The organism is Pseudomonas arsenicoxydans (assembly GCF_006438915.1).
Lineage (GTDB): Bacteria > Pseudomonadota > Gammaproteobacteria > Pseudomonadales > Pseudomonadaceae > Aquipseudomonas > Aquipseudomonas arsenicoxydans_A.
In genome coordinates, this window is the sequence record NZ_RCZE01000003.1 from 362,875 (window position 1) to 384,883 (window position 22,009).

The 22,009-nt window shown below is 59.7% G+C and carries 18 protein-coding genes; 9 read left to right on the plus strand and 9 right to left on the minus strand.

The window, feature by feature from the left end; genetic code table 11:
- Positions 1–16: 16 nt before the first annotated feature.
- Positions 17–2,287 carry a bifunctional 23S rRNA (guanine(2069)-N(7))-methyltransferase RlmK/23S rRNA (guanine(2445)-N(2))-methyltransferase RlmL gene (rlmKL, locus tag EAH78_RS08295; RefSeq protein WP_140667137.1) on the minus strand — a complete coding sequence of 757 codons (2,271 nt, stop codon included), beginning with the start codon at positions 2,285–2,287 and terminating at the stop codon, positions 17–19.
- Between the two features lie 531 nt (positions 2,288–2,818).
- On the opposite strand from rlmKL, the gene rmf reads away from it, so the two are divergent.
- Entirely contained in the window at positions 2,819–3,034 is a 216-nt protein-coding gene (gene rmf / locus EAH78_RS08300; protein WP_003223300.1) for a ribosome modulation factor, read from the plus strand.
- Between the two features lie 290 nt (positions 3,035–3,324).
- On the opposite strand, the gene EAH78_RS08310 is transcribed toward rmf, so the two are convergent.
- Entirely contained in the window at positions 3,325–4,344 is a 1,020-nt protein-coding gene (locus tag EAH78_RS08310; RefSeq protein WP_059181321.1) for a quinone-dependent dihydroorotate dehydrogenase, read from the minus strand.
- A 229-nt stretch (positions 4,345–4,573) separates the two neighbouring features.
- Here EAH78_RS08310 and EAH78_RS08315 point away from each other — a divergent pair, with 229 nt between their 5' ends.
- The 8 genes from EAH78_RS08315 to cobA all read left to right on the plus strand — a co-directional run bounded on the left by EAH78_RS08315 (position 4,574) and on the right by cobA (position 16,290).
- Positions 4,574–5,785 carry a CmpA/NrtA family ABC transporter substrate-binding protein gene (locus EAH78_RS08315; protein WP_140667139.1) on the plus strand — a complete coding sequence of 404 codons (1,212 nt, stop codon included), beginning with the start codon at positions 4,574–4,576 and terminating at the stop codon, positions 5,783–5,785.
- 15 nt (positions 5,786–5,800) lie between these two features.
- Positions 5,801–6,376 (plus strand): ANTAR domain-containing response regulator, encoded by a 576-nt coding sequence (locus EAH78_RS08320; protein WP_140667140.1) that lies wholly within the window; start codon positions 5,801–5,803, stop codon positions 6,374–6,376.
- 340 nt (positions 6,377–6,716) lie between these two features.
- On the plus strand, positions 6,717–7,928 hold the full coding sequence (locus EAH78_RS08325) for a nitrate/nitrite transporter (protein WP_140667141.1): 1,212 nt from the start codon (positions 6,717–6,719) through the stop codon (positions 7,926–7,928).
- 7 nt (positions 7,929–7,935) lie between these two features.
- A complete protein-coding gene (locus EAH78_RS08330; protein ID WP_140667142.1) occupies positions 7,936–9,609 on the plus strand; it encodes a bifunctional protein-serine/threonine kinase/phosphatase in 1,674 nt (557 codons plus the stop codon).
- A 421-nt stretch (positions 9,610–10,030) separates the two neighbouring features.
- A complete protein-coding gene (nirB, locus tag EAH78_RS08335) occupies positions 10,031–12,484 on the plus strand; it encodes a nitrite reductase large subunit NirB (protein ID WP_140667143.1) in 2,454 nt (817 codons plus the stop codon).
- Entirely contained in the window at positions 12,481–12,798 is a 318-nt protein-coding gene (gene nirD / locus EAH78_RS08340; protein WP_027922561.1) for a nitrite reductase small subunit NirD, read from the plus strand. Before nirB ends, nirD begins: the two co-directional genes overlap by 4 nt.
- A complete protein-coding gene (locus EAH78_RS08345; RefSeq protein ID WP_140667144.1) occupies positions 12,798–15,515 on the plus strand; it encodes a nitrate reductase in 2,718 nt (905 codons plus the stop codon). Before nirD ends, EAH78_RS08345 begins: the two co-directional genes overlap by 1 nt.
- A gap of 10 nt (positions 15,516–15,525) precedes the next feature.
- Positions 15,526–16,290 carry a uroporphyrinogen-III C-methyltransferase gene (gene cobA, locus EAH78_RS08350; protein WP_140667145.1) on the plus strand — a complete coding sequence of 255 codons (765 nt, stop codon included), beginning with the start codon at positions 15,526–15,528 and terminating at the stop codon, positions 16,288–16,290.
- A gap of 85 nt (positions 16,291–16,375) precedes the next feature.
- Here the strand turns inward: cobA and EAH78_RS08355 are convergent, their stop codons facing one another.
- The 7 genes from EAH78_RS08355 to EAH78_RS08385 form a co-directional block, all read right to left on the minus strand.
- Positions 16,376–17,419, minus strand: coding sequence for an OmpA family protein (locus EAH78_RS08355; protein ID WP_140667146.1), 1,044 nt, complete (start codon positions 17,417–17,419; stop codon positions 16,376–16,378).
- A 107-nt stretch (positions 17,420–17,526) separates the two neighbouring features.
- Positions 17,527–18,117, minus strand: a complete 591-nt coding sequence (gene sigX / locus EAH78_RS08360; RefSeq protein WP_010456518.1) for an RNA polymerase sigma factor SigX — start codon at positions 18,115–18,117, stop codon at positions 17,527–17,529.
- Between the two features lie 87 nt (positions 18,118–18,204).
- Entirely contained in the window at positions 18,205–19,029 is an 825-nt protein-coding gene (locus EAH78_RS08365) for a mechanosensitive ion channel family protein (RefSeq protein WP_008048604.1), read from the minus strand.
- Between the two features lie 2 nt (positions 19,030–19,031).
- Positions 19,032–19,280 carry a hypothetical protein gene (locus EAH78_RS08370; RefSeq protein ID WP_027922557.1) on the minus strand — a complete coding sequence of 83 codons (249 nt, stop codon included), beginning with the start codon at positions 19,278–19,280 and terminating at the stop codon, positions 19,032–19,034.
- A gap of 63 nt (positions 19,281–19,343) precedes the next feature.
- Positions 19,344–20,339 (minus strand): zinc transporter ZntB, encoded by a 996-nt coding sequence (locus EAH78_RS08375; protein ID WP_140667147.1) that lies wholly within the window; start codon positions 20,337–20,339, stop codon positions 19,344–19,346.
- 24 nt (positions 20,340–20,363) lie between these two features.
- On the minus strand, positions 20,364–20,855 hold the full coding sequence (gene rraA, locus EAH78_RS08380) for a ribonuclease E activity regulator RraA (RefSeq protein ID WP_140667148.1): 492 nt from the start codon (positions 20,853–20,855) through the stop codon (positions 20,364–20,366).
- A gap of 121 nt (positions 20,856–20,976) precedes the next feature.
- The gene (locus EAH78_RS08385) at positions 20,977–21,966 is read right to left on the minus strand and encodes an alpha/beta fold hydrolase (RefSeq protein ID WP_140667149.1); all 990 of its coding nucleotides are present in this window, start codon (positions 21,964–21,966) and stop codon (positions 20,977–20,979) included.
- Positions 21,967–22,009: the final 43 nt, after the last annotated feature.

The window sequence follows — 22,009 nt, forward strand, 5'->3', positions numbered from 1 at the left end:
CCAATCAGCTCAAGTGTCAACGCGCGGTGATTTTCCAGGCACGGTGGATCTTGCCGTTACGGGCGAAATCCGGATCGATGGTCTGGGCGGTGATTTCTTCAACGGCGTAACGCTCTGCGAGGTTTTCCTCAAGGGTGAACTTGCGGAAGTTGTTGGAGAAGTACAACACGCCACCGGGTGCCAGACGGGCCATGGCCAGGTCGATCAACTGCACCTGATCGCGTTGCACGTCGAAGATCCCTTCCATGCGCTTGGAGTTGGAGAACGTCGGCGGGTCGATGAAGATCAGGTCGTACTCGTCACGGCAGGCTTCGAGCCAAGCCATCACGTCGCCCTGCTCCAGACGATTCTTGTCAGAGAAACCGTTCAACGACAGGTTACGACGCGCCCAGTCCAAGTAGGTTTTCGACAGATCGACGCTGGTGGTGGTGCGTGCGCCGCCCTTGGCCGCGTGGACACTGGCGGTCGCGGTGTAGCAATACAGGTTGAGGAAGCGCTTGCCGGCCGCCTCTTTCTGAATGCGCATGCGCATCGGGCGGTGGTCGAGGAACAGTCCGGTGTCGAGGTAGTCGGTGAGGTTGACCAGCAGTTGCACGCCACCTTCATTGACCTCGACGAACTTGCCCTGCGCAGCCTGACGTTCGTACTGCTTGGTGCCGCTCTGACGTTCGCGACGCTTGACCACCACGCGGCTCTTGTCGATGTTCAAGGCCTGCGGAATCGCAGCCAGGGCATCGAACATGCGGGCCGAAGCTTTTTCCGGATCGATGGATTTCGGCGCGGCGTATTCCTGGACGTGGACCCAATCCTGATAGAGGTCGATGGCCATGGAATATTCCGGCATGTCGGCGTCATACACGCGATAGCAGTCGATGCCTTCACGCTTGACCCACTTGCCCAGTGCCTTGAGGTTTTTCTGCAGACGGTTGGCAAACATCTGCCCGCCTTCGCTCAAGCGCGGTTGCTCGATCACCACCGGGGCAGGCTTGATCGGGTTGCCGTTCTTGTTGTACTTCTCGTACTTGCCCGGTGCCACATCATTGTCAGCGACTTCGACTTCAGCCTGCTCGCGCTCGACCTGACGCTGTTCCGGGGTGCGACGTTCGCCGGTGACGAACTGGTCGGGCGTGACCTTGATCAGCAGCAGCTTGCACGGCAGCGCGCCGTTCCAGAACGAATACTGTTTGTGGCTGCGAATGCCCATGCGCTTGCCCAGGTCCGGGGCGCCGGTGAACACCGCGGCTTCCCAGTTCAGGCAGGCCTGACGCAGACGCTCGCCGAGGTTCTGGTAGAGGTAGAGCAAGCTCGCCTCGTCGCCCAGACGCTCGCCGTACGGAGGGTTGCAGATCACCAGGCCTTTCTGGTTCTGGTCCGGACGCGGCTCGAACGTACCGACTTCGCCCTGGTAGATCTTGATCCACTCGCTCAGGCCGGCACGCTCGACGTTGTTGCGGCCCGGTTGAATCAGGCGCGGGTCGGCTTCGTAACCGCGAATCCAAAGCGGTGGCTTGGCCAAGCCAGCCGCACAACGCTCGGTGGCTTCTTCGTGAAGTTTTTTCCACAGCGCCGGGACGTGACCGAGCCAGGCGGTGAAGCCCCACTGCTCGCGACGCAGGTTCGGCGCCATGTCGGCGGCGATCATCGCCGCTTCGACGAGGAACGTACCGACACCGCACATCGGGTCAGCCAGCGCGCCGCCTTCGGCCGCAATGCGTGGCCAGCCGGAACGGATCAGGATCGCGGCCGCGAGGTTTTCCTTCAGCGGCGCCGCGCCTTGCTGCAACCGATAACCGCGCTGGTGCAGGCTGTGGCCGGACAGGTCGAGGGACAGAATCGCTTCGCCACGGTCCAGGCGCAGGTGAATGCGCAGGTCCGGGTTGAGCTTATCGATCGACGGACGGTCGCCTTGCGGGGTGCGCAGTTTGTCGACGATGGCGTCTTTGACTTTCAAGGCGCCGAAGTGGGTGTTGTCGATGCCCGAGCCATGACCGCTGAACTCGACGGCCAGGGTGCCGTCGTTGAGCATGTGGTCTTGCCACTCGATATCGAGCACGCCGTGGTACAAATCTTCGGCGTCCTTCATCGGGAACCGCTTGAGCACCAGCAGCACCCGGTTCGCCAGACGCGACCACAGGCACAGGCGATAAGCGGTTTCCATGGTTGCCATGCCGCGCACGGCAGAGGTGTGCTCACGTGCTTCTTCAAGGCCAAGCCCGACGGCTTCCTCGATCAGCAGGCCTTCAAGGCCTTTGGGGCAAGTGAGGAAGATTTCGAATTGATCGGACATTGGAATTTCAGAGCCTTTAGCTAAGTGAACCGACAACGCATTGCCGGTCCGGTTTTCAATCAGGCGCTTTTCTAAAAGAGCGCCCGCGTGGCACGAAGGTGTGCCGTCCCACCTGTGCTGCTCAGGTTAGAAGAGCTTAGATGCACAGGCAGATAAAAAAGTTGATGCAACAAAATGTCATAAGTCGACCCTTCGTCGAATAATGCTTCTGCTCAACAGAAGTCATTCTCACTAAAGGATTAACCCCGTCATCCTGCGGGGGGCCGATCATACAGGGCTTTGACCAATAAACACGGGCAAACATCGTGTTACTTATGGCCATAGCATCTTTATCGTTACGTCCTTATGACAAAACGATCATTCCCTCGATGTGACGCATTGGTTAGAACTCAACTCAGGTTGACGCCGCAACGACGTCAACACCTTGGCTCGCGACGCCGGCAGCGGGCCCCATCGGCAGAAGTTTTTTTCTGCCAGACCTCGATTGAGGTCTACGCGATAAATACAGTCAACAAGTGAGGGCAACACCCTATGAGAAGACTTAAGCGTGATCCGTTGGAAAGAGCATTTTTGCGCGGATATCAATATGGCGTTGGTGGCAAATCCCGTGAGCTTTGCCCATTTACTCTACCGTCAGTACGCCAAGCCTGGATTAACGGCTGGCGCGAGGGACGCGGCGACAACTGGGACGGTATGACCGGCACTGCGGGAATCCACAGACTCAACGAACTTCACGCCGTCGGCTAATTTACAGGGCCTAACACTCCGACACGACAATCTGATGACTGAATGAATTAACCACGCACGTCCCATCCGGGCGGCGGGCTCCGGCCCAGGGGCACCCTAGAGGTGCCCTTTTTTATGCCCGTAAATTCACCGCAAATACCATTGTGGCGAGGGAGCTTGCTCCCGCTGGGCTGCGAAGCGGCCCTAAAACCAGGGAACGCGGTGAGTCAGGCAGAACACATTGGCAAGATTACGACTGCTGCGCAGCCGAGCGGGAGCAAGCTCCCTCGCCACAAAAGCTCCCACAGGGGTCATCGCTGGGCGGCGATGGCGTCTACCGACTCGCGAATCAATGCCGGGCCTTTGTAGATAAAGCCGGAGTAGATCTGTACCAGGCTCGCGCCTGCAGCGATTTTCTCAGCCGCGTGCTTGCCTTCGGTGATCCCGCCCACGGCGATAATCGGTAAGCGACCGGCCAGTTCCGAGGCCAGTACTTTCACGGTGTGGGTGCTCTTGTCACGAACCGGCGCGCCGGACAGACCGCCCGCCTCGTCGCCGTGTTCCATGCCTTCGACGCCGACGCGGCTCAGGGTGGTGTTGGTGGCGATCACCGCGTCCATCCCGGTTTCGATCAGCGCTTGAGCGACCTGCGCGGTTTCTTCGTCGGTCATGTCCGGTGCGATCTTGATCGCCAGCGGAACGTGTTTACCGTGACGCAACGCCAGTTCCGCTCGGCGGGTGGCCAGGTCAGCGAGCAACTGCTTGAGCGAATCGCCGAACTGCAGGCTGCGCAGGCCCGGGGTGTTCGGCGAGCTGACGTTAACCGTCACGTAGCTGGCGTGGGCGTAGACCTTGTCCAGACAGATCAGGTAATCGTCGACCGCGCGCTCGACCGGCGTATCGAAGTTCTTGCCGATGTTGATGCCCAGCACGCCCTTGTACTTGGCGGCAGCTACACGGGCCAGCAGGTGATCGACGCCAAGGTTGTTGAACCCCATGCGGTTGATGATCGCCTCGGCTTCCGGCAGACGGAAAATCCGTGGTTTCGGATTGCCCGGTTGCGGACGCGGGGTAATGGTGCCGATTTCGACAAAACCAAAACCCAACTGGGCAAAACCATCGATGGCCGCGCCGTTCTTGTCCAGACCGGCCGCCAGACCCACCGGGTTAGGGAAGTCCAGGCCCATGACCGACACCGGCATTTTCGCCGGGGCCTTGCACAGCAAGCCGTTGAGGCCCAAACGTCCGCCCGCGCCGATCAGGTCCAGGGACAGATCGTGGGAGGTTTCCGGGGAAAGTTTGAACAACAGCTGACGGGCCAGGGTGTACATGGGCGGGTTTGACTCTGGGCTACGAAAAGTGGCGGCAATTATAGCCGCGCATCGAGGTCGCAGGCGAGGCGCGCGACAAAATCAGCGAGCGATGGCATATGCCTTGCACCGCCAAAGGTATCAGCACTCATGCCAACGGCGGAATGGGTCGAAAGACAACGGCGTCGTCACTGGCCCTTGCTTTGGCAAGCGGCTCGGTACGGCGTTTTTTTATGCAAGGTGCTTAACCATGATTGAAGTTCCAGCCAACCCCCTGGCGTGGGTCAATGGCAGCGATGCCCCGGAAAAGACCGACATCAACCTCGGCTTCATGGCCCTGAGCGATTGTGCCTCGGTGGTGGTCGCCGCCACTCAGGGGTTCGCCCAGCCTTACGGCCTGACCCTGAACCTCAAGCGCCAGTCGTCCTGGGCCAACCTGCGGGACAAACTGGTCAGCGGCGAACTCGACGCCGCCCACAGCCTGTACGGCCTGATTTATGCCGTCCATCTGGGCATCGGCGGCGTGGCCTCCACCGACATGGCCGTACTGATGGGCCTGAACCAGAATGGCCAGAGCATCAATCTCTCCCACGGTTTGCAAGCGCTGGGCGTGACCAGTCCTGAGGCACTCGAACACCACGTGCACCAAACTCGCCCGAAACTCACCTTCGCCCAGACCTTTCCGACGGGCACCCACGCCATGTGGCTGTATTACTGGCTGGCGAGCCAGGGCATACATCCATTACAGGATGTCGACAGCGTCGTGGTCCCGCCACCGCAAATGGTCGCGCACCTGCAAGCCGGGCGTATCGATGGCTTTTGCGTGGGTGAGCCGTGGTCTGCCAGCGCAGTGCAACAGAATCTCGGCTTCACCCTGGCGACGACCCAGACCATCTGGCCCGATCACCCGGAAAAAGTCCTCGGCTGCACCCGTGCGTTTGCCGAGCAGTACCCCAACACCGCGCGGGCCTTGGTAATGGCGATCCTGGAAGCCAGCCAGTTCATTGAACAAAGCACGGAAAACCGCCGCAGCACCGCACAACTGTTGAGCGCGCCGGATTACCTCGACGCCCCCCTCGACTGCATCGAACCGCGCCTGCTGGGCGATTACGCCGACGGTCTGGGCCATCGCTGGCAGGACCCGCACGCGTTGCGCTTCCATGCGGGCGGCGAGGTCAACGTGCCGTACCTGTCCGACGGCATGTGGTTCATGACTCAGTTCCGGCGCTGGGGTTTGTTGCGCGACGACCCGGATTACCTCGGCGTGGCCCGTCAGATCCAGCAACTGGACCTGTACCGCGAGGCCGCCGGTGCTGTCGGAGTCGATATCCGGGGGCAGGACATGCGCAGCAGCCAGTTGATCGACGGCAAAGTCTGGGACGGTTCCGACCCGGCCGGCTATGCCCGCAGCTTCAAGTTGCACGCCCTGAGCGACAGCTCGCACCTATTCGCCCAGCGCTGACAGGAGACTGCGAACATGCTGCGTATCCTGCTGATCAACGACACCGCGAAGAAAGTCGGTCGACTAAAAACCGCCCTGACCGAAGCCGGGTTCGAGGTGATCGACGAATCGGGCCTGACCATCGACCTGCCCGAACGCGTCGAAACAGTGCGTCCGGACGTGATTCTGATCGATACCGAGTCACCGAGCCGCGATGTGCTGGAGCAAGTGGTGCTGGTGACCCGCGACCAGCCTCGTCCAATCGTGATGTTTACCGATGAACATGACCCTGGCGTGATGCGTCAGGCGATCAAGTCCGGGGTCAGCGCCTACATCGTCGAAGGCATTCACGCACAGCGCCTGCAGCCGATTCTCGATGTGGCCATGGCGCGGTTTGAAAGTGACCAGGCCCTGCGCGCCCAACTGCATGCCCGCGACCAGCAACTGGCTGAACGCAAGCGCATCGAGCTGGCCAAGGGGCTGTTGATGAAGATGAAGAGCTGCAATGAGGAAGAGGCTTACACCCTGATGCGTCGACAGGCGATGAGCCGGCAGCAGAAGTTGATCCAGGTCGCCGAGCAGATTATTGCCATGAGTGAGTTGCTCGGCTGAGGTTTTGTGGTGCCGTTGAAGGCCCCTTCGCGAGCAAGCCCGCTCCCACATTTGATTTGTGTACGACGCAGATCAAATGTGGGAGCGGGCTTGCTCGCGAATGGCCGCGACTCTGTCTTTGAGGGTTGGCACAAATCTGGCTAAGTAATCACCACAGGTAACCAACGGCGGTTGCCCCACCTACGACAAAGACGTCGCTCACCTCATTTGCCACTGGCGAATCAGGTAGCGGCGTTTTTTCGTTTTGGCCCCACAGCCCGGGGCCGGTGGTGCGGCCCACAGGCGCCCCACCTGCTAGCTCATGACTCCTTCTCGAGACTCTTCACAGCTGAGGTGCGCGATGAATTCAAGCTTCTGGAAATCCGGCCATACGCCGACACTGTTTGCGGCCTTCCTCTATTTCGACCTGAGCTTCATGGTCTGGTACCTGCTCGGTCCGCTGGCCGTGCAGATTGCCGCCGACCTGCACCTGACCACCCAACAACGCGGGCTGGTGGTGGCCACGCCGATCCTGGCCGGGGCGGTGCTGCGTTTTATCATGGGCATGCTGGCGGATCGTCTTTCGCCAAAAACCGCCGGGATGATCGGCCAGGTGATCGTCATCTGCGCGCTGTTCGGCGCCTGGAAACTCGGCATCCACAGCTACGAGCAAGCGCTGGTGCTGGGCCTGTTCCTCGGCATGGCCGGTGCGTCCTTCGCCGTCGCCCTGCCGCTGGCCTCGCAGTGGTATCCGCCACAGCATCAAGGCAAAGCCATGGGCATCGCCGGTGCCGGTAACTCTGGCACGGTGTTGGCTGCTCTGATCGCCCCGGTATTGGCCGCCGCGTTCGGCTGGAGCAACGTGTTCGGCTTCGCCTTGATCCCGCTGATCCTGACCCTGATTGTCTTTGCCTGGCTGGCGAAAAACGCGCCGGAACGGCCGAAAGCCAAGTCTGTGGCCGACTACTTCAAGGCCTTGGGTGATCGCGACAGCTGGTGGTTCATGTTTTTCTACAGCGTGACCTTCGGCGGCTTCATCGGCCTGGCCAGCGCCCTGCCCGGCTACTTCAACGACCAGTACGGACTGAGCCCGGTGACGGCCGGTTACTACACCGCGGCCTGTGTGTTCGGTGGCAGCCTGATGCGCCCATTGGGCGGTGCGCTGGCAGACCGTTTCGGCGGGATACGCACGCTGCTGGCGATGTACACGGTGGCGGCGCTCTGCATTGCGGCAGTGGGTTTCAACCTGCCAAGTTCCTACGCGGCGCTGGCGCTTTTCGTCTGCACCATGCTCGGTTTGGGCGCAGGTAACGGCGCGGTATTCCAGTTGGTGCCGCAGCGCTTTCGTCGCGAGATCGGTGTGATGACCGGTTTGATCGGCATGGCCGGCGGTATCGGTGGCTTTGCCCTGGCAGCAGGCATGGGCGCGATCAAGCAGAGCACCGGCAGTTATCAGTTGGCTCTGTGGTTGTTCGCCAGCCTCGGCGTTCTCGCCTGGTTCGGTCTGCACGGGGTGAAACGTCGCTGGAGAACCACTTGGGGTTCGGCCGCCGTGACGGCGGCCCGGGTCTGAGGCCTCGATGAGCCTGCAACTGAGCTTTGCCGAAGCCAGCGCCATCGGCCCGCGCGAGGAAAACCAGGACGCCCTGCGCCTCGTGACACCTGCTCCGGCGCTGGCAGCCAGCAAAGGCTACTTGTTCGCCATTGCCGACGGCGTCAGCCAATGCGCCGACGGCGGTCTCGCCGCCCGTTCGACCTTGCAGGCGCTGGCGCTGGACTATTACGCCACCCCGGAAACCTGGGGTGTCGCGCAAGCATTGGACCGCTTGCTGCTGGCGCAAAATCGCTGGCTGCAGGCCAATGGTGGCGGGCAACCGCTGCTGACCACGGTCAGCGCACTGGTCATGCGCGGCAGGCGTTTTACCTTGGCCCATGTAGGCGATTGCCGGGTCTATCGCTGGCACGCGGATCAGTTGCAGCGCATCAGCGAGGATCATGTCTGGGACCAACCCGGCATGCAGCATGTGCTGAAACGGGCACTGGGCCTGGATCAGCATCTGGTGCTGGATTTTCTCGATGGCGAATTGCGCCTGAATGAGAGTTTCGTGCTGCTCAGCGATGGCATCTGGGCCGTGCTGGGCGACGCCGCGATTGCCGCGATTCTGCGGGATCAGCCCGATCTGGACAGTGCAGCGCAGACCTTGGTCAAAGCCGCGCACTTGGCTGGCAGCCAGGACAATGCCAGCGCCCTGCTGGTACGGGTCGATGCCTTGGGTGAAACGAGCATCGGCGATGCATTGATTCATTTACAGCAATGGCCATTGCCACCGGCGCTGAAACCCGGTCAATCCTTTGAAGGCTGGCACGTGGAAGGGATCCTTGGCCAGAGCCAGCAATCGCTGCTCTATCGGGTTCGCGACGGACAACAGCAACCCTGGCTGTTGAAAACCTTGCCCGCCGCGCTGCACGACGATCACCTGGCCGGGCAAGCGTTGCTGTCGGAGGAATGGTTTCTCAAGCGCGTGGCCGGACGGCATTTCCCTGAAGTCCATACCGCCAGTCAGCGTCAGCATTTGTACTACGTGATGCGCGAATATTCCGGCACGACACTGGCAGACCTGCAAGCCAGTGTCGGACCTTTGCCGTTGGCGCAATGGCAAGATCTGGCCGAGCGCTTGCTTCGCGCGGTTGGCCTGTTGCATCGGCGGCAGATTCTGCACCGCGACATCAAGCCGGAAAACTTGCTGCTGGGTGACGACGGCGAATTGCGCCTGCTCGATTTTGGCCTCGCGTATTGCCCCGGCCTGTCCGAGGATCAAGCCTCTGCCCTGCCTGGAACGCCCAGTTACATTGCACCGGAAGCCTTTCGCGGGGACATCCCGACGCCGCAACAAGACCTGTACGCGGTGGGCGTGACCCTGTATTTCCTGCTGACCGGGCATTATCCCTACGGCGAAATCGAAGCGTTCCAGCGACCACGGTTTGGTGTACCGGTCAGCGCCAGTCGCTATCGTCCGGATTTACCGGAATGGATTGCGCAATGTCTGGGACGTGCCGTTGTGGCCGATCCGGGTCAACGGTTTGAAACGGCGGAAGAGTGGTTGCTGGTGCTGGAACAGGGCGAGCGGCGCAGCTTGAGCGTGCGGCCCAGACCGTTGATGGAGCGTGAGCCGTTGAAGGTTTGGCGGACATTGGCATTGGTGTCGTTGCTGCTGAATCTGGTGCTGCTATTTGTGTTGCTCCACTCATCTTGACTCGAACTTGATCCCCTGTGGCGAGGGAGCTTGCTCCCGCTCGAGCGCGAAGCGGTCGCCGATGTCAGGTCTGCTTCGCAGCCCAGCGGGAGCAAGCTCCCTCGCCACAGGTTTCATATGCTCCAGGACCGGGCAACCCGCCTCGAATCGGTGCATAAACAAGCGTTCCGCTCCTGTCACGCCGGCCCGAGACCCAACAAATCCGCAGCTCTGAATACTTGGCACAATCACTGCATTAGCCTTTCCACCACACATAAAGCCCTGCCTTCAACGATGAAGGTTGCGCTTCCCGAGAGAACGGGACCAGGACAAAGGCGTCCTCGCTAGGCAACTAGCGGGACGCCTTTTTTTGTTTGCGCAAAATTTGTCGAGCCAGACCTGAAGCCCTGATGAGGCGGGTCTGGGCTCCCCGGAGAACCTGATGAAAAAATTAAAACTGGTGATGATCGGCAACGGCATGGCCGGGGTCCGTACCCTGGAAGAACTGCTCAAGCTGAGCAACGAGCTGTACGACATCACGGTCTTCGGTGCCGAACCCCATACCAACTACAACCGCATCCTCCTGTCGCCGGTACTGGCCGGTGAGCAAACGTTCGAAGAGATCGTGCTCAACGACCTTGACTGGTATCTGGATAACAACATCAAGCTGCTGCTCAACCGCAAAGTGGTGCAGATCGACCGGGTCAAACGCCGGGTCATCGCCGAAGACGGCACCGAGGCCGACTACGATCGCCTGCTGATCGCTACCGGCTCGACCCCGTTCATCCTGCCGATTCCGGGCAACACCTTGCAGGGCGTGATCGGCTACCGTGACATCGCCGACACCCAGGCGATGATCAACACCGCCAAGACCCACAAGCACGCCGTGGTCATCGGCGGCGGCTTGTTGGGCCTGGAAGCCGCAAACGGCTTGATGCTGCGCGGCATGCACGTGACCGTGGTGCACCTCGGCGAATGGCTGCTGGAGCGCCAACTCGACAAGACCAGCGGCCAGTTGCTGCAAACCGCCCTTGAAGCGCGTGGCCTGCACTTTCGCCTGTGCGAACAAACCCAGGCCCTGCACGATGCCGGCAATGGCCGCGTCGGCTCGGTTGAATTCAAGAACGGCGACATCATTCCTGCCGATCTGGTGGTCATGGCCGCGGGCATTCGCCCCAATACCGAACTCGCGGAAAAATCCGGCATCCCCTGCAATCGCGGGATTCTGGTCAACGACACAATGCAAACCTACGACCCACGGGTCTACGCCATCGGTGAGTGCGCCAGCCATCGCGGCATCGCCTACGGCCTGGTCGCGCCGCTGTTCGAGCAAGCCAAGGTCTGCGCCAATCACCTCGCCCAATTGGGCTTCGCCCGTTATCAAGGTTCGGTGACGTCGACCAAACTGAAAGTCACCGGGATTGACCTGTTCTCCGCCGGCGACTTCATGGGTGGCGAAGGCACGGAAACCATCACCCTTTCCGACCCGATCGGCGGGGTCTACAAAAAACTGGTGATCAAGGATGACGTGCTGGTCGGCGCCTGTCTGTACGGCGATACAGCAGATGGCGGTTGGTATTTCCGGCAGATTCGTGAGAATCACGCCATTGGCGAGATCCGCGATCACCTGATGTTTGGGGAAAACGCTTTAGGCGACGTAGGACATCAGGGCCAGGACAAAGCCATGAGCATGGCCGACACCGCGGAAGTCTGCGGTTGCAACGGCGTATGCAAAGGCACCATCGTCAAGGCGATCCAGGAACACGGGCTGTTCAGTGTCGACGAAGTGAAAAAACACACCAAGGCTGCCAGCTCTTGCGGTTCCTGCGCCGGCCTCGTCGAGCAGATCCTGATCAATACCGTGGGCGGCGCGGCAGACGTGAAGCCGAAAAGCGAAAAAGCCATCTGCGGTTGCAGCGATCTCAACCACGGGCAAATCCGTCAGGCCATTCGCGAACAACATCTGCTCACCATCGCCGGCACCCAGAGCTATCTGAACTGGCGCACCCCGAACGGCTGCGCCACCTGCCGTCCGGCGCTCAACTACTACCTGATTTCCACCTGGCCGGGCGAAGCCAAGGACGACCCGCAATCGCGCCTGATCAACGAGCGCGCCCACGCCAACATCCAGAAAGACGGCACCTACTCGGTGGTCCCGCGGATGTGGGGTGGCGTGACCAACCCTTCGGAATTGCGCCGCATCGCCGACGTCGCCGACAAATACAACGTGCCAATGGTCAAGGTCACCGGCGGTCAACGTATCGACTTGCTGGGGATCAAGAAGCAGGACCTGCCGGGTGTCTGGGAAGACCTCGACATGCCGTCCGGCCACGCCTACGGCAAATCCATCCGCACCGTGAAGACCTGCGTCGGCAGCGAGTTCTGCCGTTTCGGCACGCAGAATTCCACGCAGTTAGGCATCGAGCTGGAGCACGACCTGTTCAACATGTGGTCGCCGCACAAAGTGAAACTGGCCGTCTCCGGTTGCCCACGCAACTGTTCGGAAGCGGGCATCAAGGATGTCGGAATCATCGGTGTCGATTCCGGCTGGGAGATGTACATCGGTGGCAACGGTGGGATCAAAACCGAAGTCGCCGAGTTCTTCGTGAAACTGAAAACTGCTGAAGAAGTGCGCGAATACAACGGAGCGTTCTTGCAGCTCTATCGCGAAGAAGCCTTCTACCTCGAACGCACCGTGCATTACCTGCAACGGGTCGGCATGGACCACATCAAGAAAGCCGTGCTGGAAGACCCGGAACGGCGCAAGGCACTCAATGACCGGCTGCAATTCTCGCTGTCGTTCGAACAGGACCCGTGGAAGGAACGCCTGACCCAGCCATTGCTGAAGAAAGAATTTGACGTCATTCCCGTGAAGAACCTGGAGGTGCTGGCATGAACTGGCTGGATATCTGCGCACTGGAAGAAATCAACGCCCTGGGCTCGCGGATCATCGCCGGCCCCAAAGGTGACATCGCGATTTTTCGCACCAGCGACGATGAAGTGTTCGCCCTCGATGACCGTTGCCCGCACAAGGGCGGACCGTTGTCCCAAGGTTTGATCTACGGCAAGCGTGTGGCCTGTCCGCTGCACAATTGGCAAATCGACCTGGAAAGCGGCGAAGCCCAGGCCCCGGACATCGGCTGCGCCCATCACCACCCGGCGCGGGTCGAAAATGGCCGAGTGATGCTGGCCCTGCGGGACGCAGGCTGATGAACCGCCAGATCACCGCGTCCACCTGCTGCTATTGCGGGGTCGGCTGCGGCGTGCTGATCGAACACGACGGCGAGCGCATCCTCGGCGTCAGCGGCGATCCGGCGCACCCGGCAAACTTCGGCAAGTTGTGCAGCAAGGGATCATCCCTGCATCTGACCGGCGACTTGACCGCTCGGGCGCTGTACCCGGAACTGCGCCTGGGCAAAGGCCTGGCGCGCAGCCGCACCGACTGGGATACCGCACTTGATCACGCCGCCAGCGTTTTCGCCCAAACCATTGCCGAACATGGCCCGGACAGCGTGGCGTTCTATATTTCCGGGCAGTTGCTGACCGAGGACTACTACGCCTTCAACAAACTGGCGCGGGCGCTGGTGGGCACCAATAACATCGACAGCAATTCGCGGCTGTGCATGTCGTCGGCGGTGGTCGGTTACAAGCGCAGCCTGGGCGCCGATGCACCACCGTGCAGCTATGAAGATCTCGAAATGAGCGACTGCGTGATGATCGTCGGCAGCAACATGGCCTACGCCCACCCGGTACTGTTTCGTCGCTTGGAAGAGGCCAAATCCCACCGACCACAGATGAAAGTCATCGTCATCGACCCGCGTCGTACCGACACCTGTGATTTGGCTGACCTGCATTTGGCAATTCTTCCGGGGACCGATGTCGCCTTGTTCCATGGAATTTTGCACCTGCTGTTATGGGAAGACTGGATCGACCGCGACTACATCAAGGCCCACACCGACGGCTTGCCGGAGTTGAAGAACCTGGTACGCGATTACACCCCGCAGATGGTGTCGCAGCTGTGCGGAATCAGCGTTGAGCACCTGCAGCAATGCGCCGAATGGGTCGGTACTTCACCGAGTTTCCTGTCGCTGTGGTGCATGGGGCTGAACCAGTCCACCGCCGGCAGCGCAAAGAACAGTGCATTGATCAATTTGCACCTGGCAACCGGGCAAATTGGCCGTCCAGGTGCAGGACCTTTCTCGTTGACCGGTCAGCCAAATGCCATGGGCGGCCGGGAAACCGGCAGCCTGTCGAACCTGCTGCCAGGCCATCGCGATGCCGCCAATGCCGAGCACCGCGCAGATGTGGCGGCTTATTGGGGTGTCGATCAACTGCCGGAAAACCCGGGGCTGACCGCCATCGAGTTGTTTGAGCAGGTGGGCAGCGGCAAGATCAAAGCCTTGTGGATCGCTTGCACCAACCCCGCGCAGTCGCTTCCCGATCAGACTGCCGTGCGCGCGGCACTGGAAGCCTGCCCGTTCGTGGTGTTGCAGGAGGCCTTTCGCACCACTGAAACCGCCCGGTTTGCCGACCTGTTATTGCCCGCCGCCAGCTGGGGCGAAAAGGACGGCACGGTGACCAACTCCGAGCGGCGCATTTCCCACGTCCGCCGGGCGATCGTCGCACCGGGTGAAGCGCGCTCAGACTGGGCGATCACAGTGGATTTCGCACAGCGTCTAGAGAAACGTCTGCGCCCGGATGCGACGAGCCTGTTTACCTTTGAAACCCCGGCGCAGGTGTTCGACGAATACAAACAACTGACCCGTGGACGGGATCTGGATTTGTCCGGGATCAGTCACGCATTGATCGACAAGATCGGCCCGCAACAATGGCCCTTTCCTGCGGGCTCCAGCGCAGGCACTGCGCGCCTCTATCTCGACGGTATTTTCCCGACTGCCAGCGGACGCGCGCAGTTCGTGGCCGATCCGTATCGCGCCGCCAAGGAACAACGAGACGCGCGCTTCCCGCTGACGCTGATCACCGGTCGCCTGCGCGATCAATGGCACGGCATGAGCCGAACCGGCACTGCCGCGCAACTGTTCGGTCATGTCAGCGAAGCCGTGTTGAGCCTGCACCCGGATGAGTTGCGCCGGCATCGCCTGCAATCCGGAGACTTGATCAGCCTGAAAAGTCGTCGCGGCGCGGTGATCGTGCCGGTCGCCAGTGACGACAGCGTGCGTCCGGGCCAAGTCTTTTTGCCGATGCATTTTGGTGACCGTTTTCTCAAGGGTGGCGTGAACAGCCTCACCCTTCCCGCCTTTGACCCGTTGTCGAAACAACCTGAGCTCAAACACAGCGGCGTGCGCCTCGAACCGGTGCAATTGCCCTGGCACCTTTTCGCGCTGGTAGAGGGCGATGTCCAACAGCATTTTGAGACGCTACGACCCCTTTGCGAGGCGTTTTCCTACGCCAGCCTCAGCCTGACAGGTCGTGAGCGCCCTGCGCTGCTGATACGCGCTGCCAGCACCGCGGCGCCAGATCCACAACTGCTGCGCGATATCGATCAATGCCTGGGGCTCAACGACGGCCCCGTGCTGGCCTACGACGACCCTCGACGCTCCATCGGCAAGCGGGTGCGTATCGAGAACGGCCGGATCACCGCAATCCGCTTGGCGGGTGAAACCCTAGCCCGGCACTGGCTGCAAAACCTCTGGCTCGAAGGTCGCGCCGATGAACAACTGCGGCGCTGGCTGCTTGCACCGCTGAGTGCCCCGCCGGGCCACGTCGATGCCGCAGCCATCGGTAACAAAATCCTGTGCAACTGCAAAAACGTCAGCCAAAACACAGTCTGCGCCGGCATCCGCCGTGGCCTGGACTTGCAGGGCTTGAAACAAGAATTGAGTTGCGGCACGCAATGCGGCTCCTGCGTCCCTGAAATCAAGCGTTTGCTGGCCGCCACCGCGCAGCCAGTCGCAGTCATCTCGTGAGGAAAACCCAATGAACGCAAAAGTCTGGCTGGTGGGCGGGGGCCCCGGTGACCCTGAATTGCTCACCCTTAAAGCTGTTCGGGCGTTGAGAGAAGCGGATGTGGTGCTGATCGACGACCTGGTCAACGACGCGGTGCTGGAACACTGCCCCGACGCGCGGATTATTCCTGTAGGTAAACGCGGTGGTTGCCGCTCTACGCCACAGGCGTTCATTCATCGTTTGATGCTGCGTTATGCCCGTCAGGGCAAATGCGTGGTGCGGCTCAAGGGGGGTGACCCGTGCATCTTCGGGCGTGGTGGTGAAGAAGCGCAGTGGCTGCGCGAGCGTGGTGTCGAGGTTGAGCTGGTCAATGGCATCACCGCCGGCCTGGCGGGCGCCACGCAATGCAATATTCCGTTGACCCTGCGCGGTGTAGCGCGAGGCGTGACGCTGGTGACCGCCCACACCCAGGATGACAGCAGCTTGAACTGGCAGGCGCTGGCCCAAGGTGGAACGACACTGGTGATCTACATGGGGGTGGCGAAGCTCAGCGAGATCCGTGAGCAACTGCTGGCGGGCGCTATGGCAGCAGATACGCCGGTGGCGATGATTGAAAATGCATCGTTGCCGCATCAACGGGAATGTCGCAGCAGCCTGATGGCAATGGAGGAAGATGCCTGTGCCTTCGAATTGAAAAGCCCGGCCATCCTGGTGATTGGCGCGGTCGCAGCCAGTGCCAGTCGATCCCTGTGGGAGCACGGCTTGCCTGCGATGACGGCCGACCGATCCGCCTGATGCTGCCTCAATCACCTTGCCTCACCAAATCGCAGACAAAGAAAAGCCCGGCCTAAGCCGGGCTTTTACTCAGAGCGGCGGGTAATTACTTACCTTGAGCTTCAACCTGCGCTTCTACGCGACGGTTTACAGCGCGGCCAGCTTCAGTTTTGTTGTCAGCAACTGGGCGAGTTTCGCCGTAGCCGATCGACTGAACGCGGGACGATTCAACACCGTACTGGTTGGTCAGAACTTGTTTAACGGCGTTTGCACGACGCTCAGACAGTTTCTGGTTGTAAGCGTCAGGACCGACGGAGTCAGTGTGACCTTCAACAGTAGTGGTGGTGGATGGGTACTGCTTCATGAAATCAGCCAGGTTCTTGATGTCGCCGTAGCTGTTTGGCTTGACTACCGACTTGTCGAAGTCGAATTTCACGTCCAGCTCAACACGAACAACTTCAGCAACTGCCGGGCAGCCATCAGCGTCAACAGTTACGTTGGCTGGGGTGTCTGGGCACTTGTCAACGTTGTCGCACACGCCATCGTTGTCGCTGTCGGAGCAGACTTCTGGAGCTGGAGCAGCAGCGACTGGCTTGTTGCCGCCACCGAAGTTCACGCCCAGACCAACGGATGGGATGTAGTCCCAACGGCCGTTGTCCAGTTTGTAGTCAGCTTCTACGCCAGCACGAGCGTAGACGTTTTCCAGGAAGTAGTACTTCAGGCCAGCGCCAGCAGTCAGGAAAGTCGACTGATCGCGACCGGTGTGGCCGTCAGCGGCTACGTTGGTCAGGCTGCCGTGCTTAACACCACCTTGAACGTAAGGACGCAGAGCGTCGCCAGCGTTGTTGAAGTGGTACTGAGCGTTCAGACCGAACTGATCGCCTTCGATTTTCTGGTTGCCGGTGTTGTTGTTCGAACGGGTGTAGTCATCGTTGTTGTAGGTGAAGTTCAACGATACGTCGTCGGTCAAGAAGTAACCGATGGAGGCGCCAGGAGTGTAGCCGTCTTCAACGTTGTTAACGCTGTCGTTGTACTTTTTCCCGTAGTTGAGCTCGCCTTCAACTGCGCCTTGGCCTTGTGCCAGAACGCCGAACGAAGTAGCGGCAATAAGAGTACCAATGGCCAAGCCCAAGGTGTTTTTCAGTTTCATCCGTTAAATCCCCATCTGGTGATTGTAAAGCAGTCCCTCAAACCGGGGGACAACTCGGCGGCAAGTCTATCAGAACTTGCCTACACGTAAGAGATATTTGCGCTGAACTAAGTTTCAGCAATGCCTGCAAATTTCTCACGCAATTTATCTAGAGCCCGTTTGTACCGCATTTTTGTCGCACTCAAACCCATGTGCATGATATCCGCGATCTCTTGAAATTCCAGCTCTGCGACAAAACGTAGCACCAGAATTTCACGGTCAATCGGGTTTACATACACCAGCCAACGATCGAGTCCACCCTTATCCTCGGGTTTCGGCGTCTTCTCTTCAGACGCTTCCTCGAGGGGGTCCAGACTCAAAGCGTCCATCAAGCGACGCTTTCGCCGTTCCTTCCGATACTGTGTGATGCATTCGTTGTACGTGATGCTATATAGCCATGTCTTGAACTTCGATTTCCCCTCGAAGTTCTTCAAGCCGTACAGCACCTTCAACATCACTTCCTGACAGACATCGTCTGCGTCGCGATCGTTCCCAAGGTATCGTGCACAGACGTTAAATAATGTTCGCTGGTAACGCCGCATCAGTTCTTCATAGGCGCGCGTTACGTGAAACAGCTCGGTATGCGAGCGCGCGACCAACTCCTCATCAGAGAGCTCGCGGGGGTCGTAGCGCGTGGAGAGCGATTGAGCTTTATTCAAAACAAGTCGGGCCGACAGTCAGGTCAATGTCCGCCGCTGCCCTTTGGGGGCAATTTGCGGCGGCATACATTAGCAGGGTTTGCCGGGTTAGCGGCTACTCACATGCTGCTCCAGGAGAATCCGATTGGAGAGAGAGACTAGCTCACCCTCATCGGTCAGCAATGTGGTTTTAACCGTGCCGATCTCTTCGATCTGGCCTTCGACCTCGCCAACACGCACTTGTTGCCCAACCTGATATAGCTCACGCACATAGATTCCCGCAAGAATCTGACCGGCAATTTCCCGGCTTCCCAAGCCCATGGCCAGCGCAACCGCCAGACCAACGGTGATCAATACGATGACGATCACATGGTTTAGCAGGTCAGTCTTGACCTCCAACTGGCTGATCGCTACCGAGATACTGATGATAATCACTAGGCCTTGGGCAATCCGTCCCAACCCCGAAGCATAGTCCAGTCCTACGCCTTCTGCCGCGCCGCGCACCAGCCCATTGGCCAATTGCGCCAGCAACACACCCACCAGCAACACCAGCGCCGCGCCGAAAACTTTAGGCAAATACAGAGCAAGCATATCCAGCGTAGCTGAAACTCGCTCAAGCCCAAGGGATTCTGCTGCAGAAACCAGAAAAATCAGCAGGACGAACCAATAGACAATCTTCCCGATCAACGTCGAGATCGGCACTTGAAGACCAGCCCGGGACAGCAATTTAGTCAGACCGGTGCCGCCCATCAGGCGATCCAGACCCAGCTTGGCGAGCAGCTTCGACAACAAAGTGTCCAAAAGTTTCGCAACGACAAAACCCAACAGCAGCACAACCAGTGCGCCGAACAGGTTCGGAATGAAGTTCGCAACCTTTGTCCATAACGCAGTCATTGCAGTGACGAGGCTCTGAGTCCAGAGATCAAGTTCCATATTCAATCAGCCTTATCAGCAGTGCGAACGGTAGGTTTACGATGGCGGGATACCGGCGCGACGTGGGCCGAGCCGTTATTGAGGGCAATCATCAGCGCGGGCAACCAGCGGCCCAGCAGGCTGAACAGATCGCCAGCGCCGACCTGGCGGTTGGCGGTTTTCAGTACACGCCCAAGGCACGCATCGTCGTCCCGGGTGGACGGTGATGCATTGAGCATGTCGCGCAAAGACTGTTCAAACGGATCGTGCATACGCACCTCTCGTGATGTCTGTGAAAGACGCGATCAAATTTGCCCGGGTCACATGACGCATGCTCACACCCAACGCAAACGTCGAAATAACCACCACTGCCCGAGCGCCACCGAGACCATCATCAGGCACGCAATCAGGAAGCCATACGGGCTCGCCGAGAATGGAATACCCCCGACGTTGATCCCCAGAAGACCGGTTAGGAAACTCATCGGCAAAAAGATCCCGGTGATGATCCCGAAGCGGTACATCGTGCGGTTCATTCGTACGCTCAAGCGTCTGTCCTCAGCCTCGAGGACCAGCCCCACCCGCTCCCGGGTCAATTCCAACTCCTCAAGGTAGCGGGTCAGGCTGTTGTTCAATTCGTTCCAGTAATCGCCATCGTCTTCGACAAACCAGGGCAATTTTATACGCGTCAATTGCCCGAAAATATCCCGTTGAGGTGCAAGGAAACGTTTCAACGCCGCCGCCCTGCGACGGATCTGCAATATGGCGCCGTGCTCCGGAGTGTACCGTTCGTCGGCGTCCAGTTTTTCTTCTTCCTCATCGACCACTTCCGAGAGGCAACTGACCAGATCCTGCACTTTATGGGTGAGGTACTGCGCCATATACAGGACGAGTTCGGACGCGGTTTTCGGCCCTTTGCCGTCGGCAAGCTGCACCAACAATTCATCGGTGGCGCGCAATGGACGTAAACGCAGGGAAATAACCCGCTGGGCCGAGGCGAAAATCCGCACCGAGACCATGTCTTCCGGTTCTGCGCCGGGATTCAAATTGACCCCACGCAAAAATAGCAGCAGTTCGCTGTCCGAAAGCTGTAGAAGACGCGGTCGGGTGTTTTCTTCGAGCAGGAGGTCGCAGCTGAATTCACTCAGGCCGCTGAATTTACGCAGCCAGGTCTGGGTTTGCGGATGACTGCGATCCCAGTGCAGCCACAAGCTCTCATGGGCCTGAAGCTGCAAGTCATCGAGTTCAGTCCGGGCTATCGAACGCGCACTGCCTTTACCGTCCAGCACCAGGGCATGCACCAGGCCCCACTGCGCGTTTTCTTCCTCGAACATCCGCATCCCTTTGTCGGTTTCTGTTTATTCAGGCATTTTCAGCGGGCTTGGCGAGATGATCACGCCGTTGTTGTCCGCATAAATGTAATGGCCTGGATGGAACGTCACTCCGGCGAAGGTCACCGCGACGTTGAGATCGCCGATGCCGCGCTTGTCGGTTTTCATCGGGTGGCTGGCCAGGGCCTGAACACCCAGGTCGGTTTGTGCAATGACGTCGACGTCACGGATGCAACCGTAGATCACCAGCCCTTCCCAACCGTTTTTCGCGGCTTTCTCGGCGATCATGTCGCCCAGCAGCGCACGACGCAGGGAACCGCCACCGTCGACCACCAACACCTTGCCATTGCCCTGGAGCTCGGCCTGTTCCTTGACCAGCGAGTTGTCTTCGAAGCACTTGATGGTCACGATTTCGCCGCCGAACGAATCACGGCCACCGAAATTGCTGAACATCGGTTCCAGCACCTGCACCAGCTCCGGATAGGCGTCGCACAGGTCAGGCGTGAGGTAATGATTCATCGAGAAACTCCTGTAAAGAGGAAGACAATCAAGGGTGTCGAAACGTGACCAAAACTGCTCAATGCGTCATATCTTAGCCGCAAGCCGATCAGAGCGAAATGCCCTTGTTAGAGCATCAGGCTCAAACGGCCGTCGCCAGATCCGGCTTGGCGCCCATCAAGGGCGTCTGCTGATCAGCCAACCAACGCGCTACCAATGGCCAGACTTCGGTTTGAGCAGCTTTGCTGACCAGCATTTCAACGTGACCAAAATTGTCGCCAAAGCCCTGCTCGCGACCCAGGTTGATGAATTGCTTGTGCTCGGAACCGATCTGCTCGAACAGTTTGCGGCACGCCCAGGCCGGATCCTGATGATCGCCGACTGCACTCACGGCCAGCACCGGCATCGCAACGTTCGCCAGCCCGGCCCACCAGTCCTTGTCGGCATCGCCAAAACGCCCGAACAGGCCGTACCAGCGCATGCTTTCCAGGGCCAGGCCAATCGGCTCGTCTTCCGGGCCGCGCTTGAGCCGTGAACCCGACAGTTGCGCAAAACGCTTGAGAATAAAGCGCCCGCTCCACTCCACCGGGGGAATCTTCAACGGCCAGTAGGTGCGGCTGACTTGTGTACCAAAAAACGCCGCAGACGCCACCACTGGCTCGCCGATGTACTCACCGCCCAATGCCGCTGCCAGCGTAATCCCGCCCAGCGAGTGACCGATCCAGTGCGGGACCTGGCCACTTTGCTCACGCACGAACGCACCAATGGCCGGCAGATCGTATCGCGCGTAGTCGGCGACACGGTTCTTGCGGTAGTTCTGGTTACGCTGGGACAGGCCGTGGCCGCGCATTTCGGGAATCCATACATCGAATCCCAGACGCGTCAGATAGGCGCCCAACCCCAACCCTTTCGGGGAAAACCAGAAGCGTCGATTAGAGAAGCTGCCGTGCAACAGGATCACCGGCACACCACGTACCGCCGGCTCATCGGCCATGCCCAGCCGGGTAACAGCCAGCTCGACGCTGACGTCGGGACTGTTGGCCGGCTTCAATCGATAAACATCTTCGCTCAGATCACCGCGCCGCTCGGCGCTGATCAGGGCGACAGGAAATAGGTTGCTGCTGCTTTGCATAATGCTCTTGCACAAAAAAGGGCGGCATCCAGAGGAGCCCGCC